This is a genomic window from Roseateles sp. P5_E11 (assembly GCF_054049355.1).
The window spans coordinates 1-6,477 of sequence record NZ_JBFUMO010000332.1 but is presented as its reverse complement, the minus strand read 5'-3'; the positions used below and the strand labels follow the sequence as shown (position 1 = coordinate 6,477).

8 protein-coding genes are annotated in these 6,477 nt (G+C 66.9%); 5 read left to right on the top strand and 3 right to left on the bottom strand.

The window, feature by feature from the left end; translation table 11 throughout:
* Positions 1-626: vanadium-dependent haloperoxidase (locus tag ACXJKR_RS20935; RefSeq protein WP_457324457.1), on the top strand; the 626-nt coding region annotated here is incomplete at its 5' end.
* Positions 627-697: 71 nt separating this feature from the next.
* On the opposite strand, the gene ACXJKR_RS20930 is transcribed toward ACXJKR_RS20935, so the two are convergent.
* From ACXJKR_RS20930 to ACXJKR_RS20920, 3 genes are all read right to left on the bottom strand, one after another.
* Positions 698-1,492 (bottom strand): hypothetical protein, encoded by a 795-nt coding sequence (locus ACXJKR_RS20930; protein WP_457324456.1) that lies wholly within the window; start codon positions 1,490-1,492, stop codon positions 698-700.
* A gap of 96 nt (positions 1,493-1,588) precedes the next feature.
* Positions 1,589-2,248 carry a response regulator gene (locus ACXJKR_RS20925; RefSeq protein WP_457324455.1) on the bottom strand — a complete coding sequence of 220 codons (660 nt, stop codon included), beginning with the start codon at positions 2,246-2,248 and terminating at the stop codon, positions 1,589-1,591.
* Positions 2,245-3,375, bottom strand: coding sequence for a PAS domain-containing sensor histidine kinase (locus ACXJKR_RS20920; RefSeq protein WP_457324454.1), 1,131 nt, complete (start codon positions 3,373-3,375; stop codon positions 2,245-2,247). The genes ACXJKR_RS20925 and ACXJKR_RS20920 overlap by 4 nt, the downstream gene beginning before the upstream one ends.
* A 128-nt stretch (positions 3,376-3,503) precedes the next feature.
* Here ACXJKR_RS20920 and ACXJKR_RS20915 point away from each other — a divergent pair, with 128 nt between their 5' ends.
* The 4 genes from ACXJKR_RS20915 to ACXJKR_RS20900 all read left to right on the top strand — a co-directional run.
* Positions 3,504-4,514 carry a sulfate ABC transporter substrate-binding protein gene (locus ACXJKR_RS20915; protein WP_457324453.1) on the top strand — a complete coding sequence of 337 codons (1,011 nt, stop codon included), beginning with the start codon at positions 3,504-3,506 and terminating at the stop codon, positions 4,512-4,514.
* Positions 4,514-5,353: a sulfate ABC transporter permease subunit CysT gene (gene cysT, locus ACXJKR_RS20910; protein ID WP_457324452.1), complete on the top strand. Its 840-nt coding sequence runs from the start codon at positions 4,514-4,516 to the stop codon at positions 5,351-5,353. Before ACXJKR_RS20915 ends, cysT begins: the two co-directional genes overlap by 1 nt.
* Positions 5,350-6,234, top strand: coding sequence for a sulfate ABC transporter permease subunit CysW (gene cysW, locus ACXJKR_RS20905; RefSeq protein ID WP_457324451.1), 885 nt, complete (start codon positions 5,350-5,352; stop codon positions 6,232-6,234). The genes cysT and cysW overlap by 4 nt, the downstream gene beginning before the upstream one ends.
* Positions 6,234-6,477 (top strand): ATP-binding cassette domain-containing protein (locus tag ACXJKR_RS20900; protein ID WP_457324450.1); only part of this gene is annotated, 244 nt, incomplete at its 3' end. The genes cysW and ACXJKR_RS20900, both read left to right, overlap by 1 nt.

The following is a 6,477-nucleotide window of genomic DNA, read 5'->3' as shown; positions in this document are numbered from 1 at the left end:
GCCCGTTGGCGATTGACAGCGTGCAATACGCCAAGGAACTCGACGAGGTGAGGCGCCTGGGTGGGCGCAACTCCACCGAGCGAACTGCCGACCAGACGGCGGCGGCCATCTTCACGCTGATAAACGGCGGCCAGATGTGGAACGCCGCCGCGCGCGCCGCCGCCACCGCCAAGGGCACGTCGACGCCGGAGAACGCCCGGATCTTCGCCATCATCAACATGGCCGCGCTCGACGCCGTGATCGCCAGCTGGGAGGTCAAGCGCAAGATGGGCACCTGGCGCCCGCTGACGGCCATCCGCGCCGCTTCGAGCAATGCGGACCCGACCTGGGAGCCGTTGATCAACACGCCGCCGCACCCGGACTACCTCTCCGGCCATTCGGCGACGTCAGGCGCCTGGTCCAGGTCGCTCCAACTGCTGTTCGGCAACGACGGCGTGCCCTTCAGCGCCACCTTCAACAACGCGCTGACGCGTCATTTCAGCAGCTTCTCCCAGGCGGCGACGGAGATCGAGAATGCCCGGATCTGGGCAGGCATTCACACCCGCACGGCTGATGAGCACGCCACGGCTCTCGGCCGGAAGGTCGCGGAACTGGCCGTGCAGCGAGGAATGCAGAAGCTGCCGTGAAGCGATCCCCGCGGCTTGAATGAGCGCGATGAGCGCGCACTCGCTTGAGGCGATCAGCACTGTGATCTGKATCAGCGACCCGTGCCCGCCGCACGCGTGATCTGCACCTGCACCTCGCCCACGCCCGCAAACACATGCCGCGACTGCTGGCCGATGCGGATATCGTGCACGCCGGTGATCATGCCGGTCGAGATGACGTCGCCGGCCCGCAGGATCTCGCCCTGCTGGGCCCGCTTGTTCAGCGTGAAGGCCAGCGCGCCGAGAGGCCCTGGCTTGATGGCGACCTTGCCGGTGCCGACCGACTGGCCGTCGATAAAGGTCTCCACATCGATGGTTTCCAGCTCGCGCCAGTTGGCAATCTCGGCACCGACGACGACGCCCCAGTTGTTGCCGAAGTCGGAGATGACTGCCCCCGGGCCGATGTCGTTCAGCGTCGCCAGCGGGCTGCTGGCGACTTCCACGCCGATGTGCATGGACTTGACCAGCGGGGCGACGGTGTCGGCCGTCCAGTCGGCTTTGCCTGCCGGCGCATCGGCCGCGACGACGATGACGACTTCGGCCTCGACCGCCGCAAAGCCACCGTCGAAGACCGGGCATTGCGCGGCAACACCTTGTGCCACGTGGTGGACGTTGGCGGCAAAGGCGGGCCCGATGAGGCGCTCTTCAGGGAACTGCGCTGCGAACGCCGGGTTCACACGGGCGACCTTCCAGCCCTTGACCGCATCGGGCCAGCGCGCGATGGCGGCGGCCTGGATGGCATAGGCCTCGGCCAGCGTCGCGGGCGGCGTGCCGGGGTAGGCTGCGATCGCAAGGCCGGCGGCGCGGGCGGCGGTGAAGGCTTCGGCGATTTGCTGGGTGACGCTCATGAAGTTCTCTCTGTGCGCCGACCGGCGCGGTGATGCATGCGGTCGGCAATGTACCGCGCAAAACGAAACATGGTTTCACTTCTCGGGAGAGCGGTCCTATCCCGCCTGCTCCATGCGCACCGCGAACAGCGCCAGCTCGACATCATTGCGCACGCCGATCTTCTCCAGCACCCGGGCGCGGTAGGTGGACACGGTATTGGGCGAGAGCACCAGCTGTTCGGCGATCTCGCCCACGCTGCGGCCGGCCGCCAGCAGTTTGAAGACCTGGTATTCGCGGTGCGACAGCAGTTCGTGCAGCGGCTGCGTCTCGTCGGCCTGCCGGCCTCCGCCCGGCCCGCCCGCGCCGATGGCGCCGGCCAGCTGCTCGGCCACGCTGGGCGTGATGAAGAGCTTGCCGCGGGCGACGCTGCGCACGGCGTCGATCATCTGTTCGCTGTCCGCGCTCTTGTTCAGGTAGCCGGCCGCGCCGAGCTTCAAGCTGCGCACGGCGTATTGGCGGTCCGGGTAGGTGGACAGCATCAGCACCGGCAGCTTCGGGAACTCGGACTTCAGCGCCTTCAGGATGTCCAGGCCGTCGCGCTGAGGCATGGCGATATCCAGCAGCACGACGTCGACCCCACCGACGCGCACTCGCTGGATGGCGTCCGGGCCGTTGGCAGCCTCACCGACCACTTGCACATCCTCGGCCTCAGCCAGCACCTGCTTGATGCCTTGGCGGACGATGAGGTGGTCATCGCAAATCAGCACACGGATCATGCTTGCTCCAACGGCATCACGAGCCGCACCGTCGTGCCCCGCCCTGGAAAACTCTCGATGCCCACTCGCCCGCCAAAATGTCCCGCCCGCTCGCGCATGCCCAGCACGCCGTAGCTGCGCGCATCGTTGAGCGCCTCGGGCGCCGCGCCCACGCCATCGTCGCGCACCTGCAGGTAGAGCACCGGCCCTGGCGGCGCGTCCACGTCGAGGCGGATGGCCACGTGCCGCGCCCGCGCGTGCCGGGCGATGTTGGACAGCACCTCCTGGAAGATGCGGAACACCGCGATGGCCAGGCCCCCTTCCGGCGGAACCACGTCGGCGGCCACGTGCATCTTGAAGTCGACCTGGCGCTCGTCGCTGCCAGCCAGCTCGAATTCCTGGGCCTGCCACTCCAACGCCGCCCACAGGCCCTGATGGTCCAGGATGCTGGGGCGCAGGTCCGTGATGATGCGGCCGACCGAGTCGACAGCGGTGTCCACCAGGCCGCCCATGCGCTGGCACTTGTCCACCATGGGCTCACGCTGTGTCGCGTCGCCGACGCGGCGGGCCAGCCAGTCCAGGTCCATCTTCAGCGCGACGAGCAGCGAGCCGAGTTCGTCATGGATCTCGCGGGCGATGCGCTTGCGCTCGGTCTCGCGCACCGCCTCCAGGTGGTGGGCCAGCTCGCGCAGCTCGGCGGTGCGCCCGGCCACGCGCTGCTCCAACTCGTCGTGGCTGGCGCGCAGCAGCGCCTCGGCCTGGCGGCGCGCCGAGATGTCAACGAAGGTGACGACAGCGCCCTGCACCTCCCCGGCCTCGATGACGGGGTAGCTCGAATATTCGGCGGGGAAAGCGCTGCCGTCGGCCCGCCACAGCACCTCGTCGTCAATGCGGCAGGGCTCGCCACGGCGAAAGGCGTTGAAGATGGGGCAGTCGCACTCCGGATAGTGGGCACCACTTTCTCGCGAGTGGTGGATCAGCTCATGCATGTTGCGGCCCAGCACCTGTTCCGTGCGCCAGCCCAGAGCCTCGCAGGCGGCACGGTTGACGAAGGTGCAGCAGCCGGCCATGTCGATGCCGAAGATGCCTTYACCCGTGCTTTCCAGCAGCAGCGAGGCGGTCGAGGGGTGGTCAAGGGCAAACGGCATGCTCATGAGATTAGCAAGCAGCGCGCCACTCAATGCCTTGGAACGAATAAGGAAATAAGAAAACTGTCCTTCCGCGAATAAGAGACTTTGGGCACCCTCTCGGCTTTCGTTCACCCGACGGCCCAGTCATGCCCCCTTTCCTGCCCACCCGCCGTGCCCTGGTCGCGCTGATTGCAGCCACGGCCGCCCTGCCCGCCCTGGCCTCGGACGCGACGCTGCTCAATGTCTCCTACGACGTCGCCCGCGAGCTCTACAAGCAGATCAACCCGGCCTTCGTTGCCGCGCAGAAGGCCAAGGGCCAGGCCGTGACCGTCAACCAGAGCCACGGCGGCTCCAGCAAGCAGATCGGCGCCGTCATCGGCGGCCTGGAGGCCGACGTCGTGACGATGAACCAGGCCACCGACGTCGACCAGCTCGCCAGCGCCGGCCTGACGCCGGCCGACTGGCGCAGCCGCTTCCCGAACAACGCGGCGCCCTATTCGTCGACGATGACCTTCCTCGTGCGCAAGGGCAACCCCAAGGGCATCAAGGACTGGAGCGACCTGGCCCGCCCCGGCGTGCAGGTCATCATCCCCAACCCCAAGGTCACCGGCAACGGCCGCTACAGCTATCTGGCCATCTGGGGCAGCGTCATCGCCACTGGCGGCAGCGAGGCCCAGGCCAAGGAGCTGGTGACCAAGGTGCTGACCAATGTGCCGGTACTGGACGGTGGCGGCCGCGGCGCAACGACGACCTTCACGCAGCGCGGCATCGGTGACGTGCTCGTCACCTTCGAGGCCGAGGTCGAACTGATCGAGAACGAGTTCGGCAAGGGCCAGTTCGAGCAGGTCAACCCCAGCATCTCCATCGAGACCGACGCGCCGGTGGCCATCGTCGACAAGGTCGCGGCCAAGAAAGGCAGCGCGGCACTGGCCAAGGCCTACCTCGACTTCCACTGGAGCCCGGAAGGCCAGGAAATCATCGCCAAGAACAACTTCCGTCCGCGCGACCCGGCCATCTTCAAGAAGCACGCACAACGCTTCGCCAACATCAAGCTCTTCACCGTCGACCAGACGCTGGGCGGCTGGGCCAAGGTCAGCAAGACCCACTTTGCCGACGGTGGCTCGTTCGACCAAGTCATGGCCGGGATCAAACGCTGATGGCCTTGTTTCTCTCGGCACGCCGCCGCGTGCTGCCCGGCTTCGCGCCGACGCTGGGCTTCACGCTGTTCTATCTGTCGCTGATCGTGCTGGTGCCGCTGGCAGCGGTCTTCCTGAAGTCCTCGGGCCACGGCTTCGACGCCTTCTGGGCCKCCGCCACCGCGCCCCGCGTGATGGCCTCCTACCGCCTGAGCTTCGGCGCGTCCCTGATCGCCGCCTTCATCAACCTCTTCTTCGGTCTCATCCTGGCCTGGTGCATCGTCCGCTACGAGTTCCCGGGCAAGAAGCTGGTCGACGCCCTCATCGACCTGCCCTTCGCCCTGCCCACGGCCGTCGCCGGCATCGCCTTGACGGCGCTGTACGCACCCAACGGCTGGGTCGGCGCCCTCTTCGCCAAGTACGACATCAAGATCGCCTTCACGCCGCTGGGCATCCTGCTGGCGCTGATCTTCATCGGCCTGCCCTTCATCGTGCGCACGGTGCAGCCGGTGCTGGAGGACATGGAGACCGAGTTGGAAGAAGCCGCGGCATCACTCGGCGCCCAGCGCTGGACGACCTTCCGCTATGTCGTGTTGCCCACGCTGCTGCCCGCCTTGCTGACCGGCTTCGCGCTGGCCTTTGCGCGCGCCGTCGGCGAGTACGGCTCGGTCATCTTCATCGCCGGCAACATCCCCATGGTCAGCGAGATCACGCCGCTGATGATCATTGCCAAGCTGGAGCAGTACGACTACGTGRGCGCCACGGCGATCGCGGCCGTCATGCTGATCGTCAGCTTTGTGCTGCTGCTGGCCATCAACGGCCTGCAGGCCTGGAGTTCGCGCCGGGGAGGAAAGCGATGAGCACGGCTTTGCACCTCGCACCACCGCGTGCCCGCGCCAAGTATCAGGACAACCCGGCCACGCGCGAATCGCCCGCGGTGCGTTTCACGCTGCTGGCGCTGGGCCTGACCTTCTTCGCCGTCTTCCTGCTGCTGCCGCTGGTGGCCGTGTTCACCGAGGCGCTGCGCAAGGGCTGGGAGGTGTACTTCGMGTCCATCGCCGAAGAGGAAACCTTCTCCGCCATCAAACTGACGCTGATCGCGACGGCCATCGCCGTGCCGTTGAACCTGGTGTTCGGCCTGAGCGCGTCGTGGCTGATCGCCAAGCATGAGTTCCGCGGCAAGCAGCTGCTGATCACGTTGATCGACCTGCCCTTCTCGGTCTCACCCGTCGTGGCCGGCCTGATGTATGTGCTGATCTTCGGCGCCCAGGGCTGGTTCGGCCCCTGGCTGCAGGCTCACGACGTGAAGATCATCTTCGCCGTGCCTGGCATCGTGCTGGCGACCGTCTTCGTGACCTTCCCCTTCGTCGCCCGCGAGCTGATCCCGCTGATGCAGGCGCAAGGCAAGGACGAGGAGGAAGCCGCGACCGTGCTCGGCGCCAGCGGCTGGCAGACCTTCCGCCGCGTCACGCTGCCCAACATCAAGTGGGGCCTGCTGTACGGCGTCATCCTGTGCAATGCACGCGCCATGGGCGAGTTCGGCGCGGTGTCGGTCGTCTCGGGCCACATTCGCGGCCTGACCAACACGCTGCCTTTGCACGTCGAGATCCTCTACAACGAATACCAGTTCGCGGCCGCCTTCGCCGTGGCCTCACTGCTCGCGCTGCTGGCGCTGGTGACACTGGTGATCAAGCAATTCATCGAGTGGCGCGCCAGCCAGTCGTCGCACGGGAGCGAATGATGGGTATCCAGGTTCAGAACATCCACAAGAGCTTCGGCAACTTCACCGCCTTGGGTGACGTGTCGCTGGAATTCCCGACCGGCGAGCTGGTGGCTCYGCTCGGCCCGTCGGGCTGCGGCAAGACGACGCTGCTGCGCATCATTGCTGGTCTGGAGCAGGCCGACCGCGGGCGCGTGCTGCTGGACGGCCAGGACGCTTCCGACACGCATGTGCGCGAGCGCCAGGTCGGCTTCGTGTTCCAGC

Coding starts and splice junctions, on each gene's coding strand:
- ACXJKR_RS20930 (WP_457324456.1), bottom strand. CDS start 1,492: ATGAGCGTCACCCAGCAAATCGCCGAAGCCTTCACCGCCGCCCGCGCC.
- ACXJKR_RS20925 (WP_457324455.1), bottom strand. CDS start 2,248: ATGATCCGTGTGCTGATTTGCGATGACCACCTCATCGTCCGCCAAGGC.
- ACXJKR_RS20915 (WP_457324453.1), top strand. CDS start 3,504: ATGCCCCCTTTCCTGCCCACCCGCCGTGCCCTGGTCGCGCTGATTGCA.